This is a genomic window from Alteromonas nitratireducens (assembly GCF_040812025.1).
GTDB lineage: Bacteria > Pseudomonadota > Gammaproteobacteria > Enterobacterales > Alteromonadaceae > Alteromonas > Alteromonas nitratireducens.
This window is the reverse complement of record NZ_JBFNPK010000045.1, coordinates 1-662: the sequence shown is the minus strand read 5'-3', so window position 1 is coordinate 662 and position 662 is coordinate 1. Positions and strand designations below refer to the sequence as shown.

Annotated in this window: 1 rRNA gene; it reads right to left on the bottom strand. The window is 47.3% G+C overall.

Annotated elements, in window-relative coordinates:
- Positions 1-529: ribosomal RNA gene (locus AB1N33_RS16635) — 23S ribosomal RNA — on the bottom strand; the annotation flags it as partial.
- Positions 530-662 lie beyond the last annotated feature (133 nt).

Here is a 662-nt window from a genome sequence, read left to right as displayed (position 1 = left end):
GGGCTCCCACTGCTTGTACGTATACGGTTTCAGGTTCTATTTCACTCCCCTCACAGGGGTTCTTTTCGCCTTTCCCTCACGGTACTGGTTCACTATCGGTCAGTTAGGAGTATTTAGCCTTGGAGGATGGTCCCCCCATATTCAGTCAAGATAACACGTGTCCCGACCTACTCGTTTTCACTGTAAAGAATCCTTCGTGTACGGGGCTATCACCCTGTATCGCGCCACTTCCCAGAGGCTTCCACTAAACTCTAAACAGCTTAAGGGCTGCTCCCCGTTCGCTCGCCGCTACTAGGGGAATCTCGGTTGATTTCTTTTCCTAAGGGTACTTAGATGTTTCAGTTCCCCTCGTTCGCCTCACTTACCTATGTATTCAGTAAGTGATACCTGTAAACAGGTGGGTTTCCCCATTCGGACATCTGTGGCTCAAATGCGTTTTGTCAGCTCACCACAGCTTTTCGCAGACTTACACGTCCTTCATCGCCTCTAACTGCCAAGGCATCCACCGTATACGCTTTGTCACTTAACCATACAACCCCAAATAGCCTTTTGAATCCTACTTTGAGTGGTGAGTTAACACCTGTTGCATGATGACAAGCTAATCGTGAATATCCTTGCTATCAATCAAATCGATAACAAGCAATTCAAGTCAAGTAGAGTAG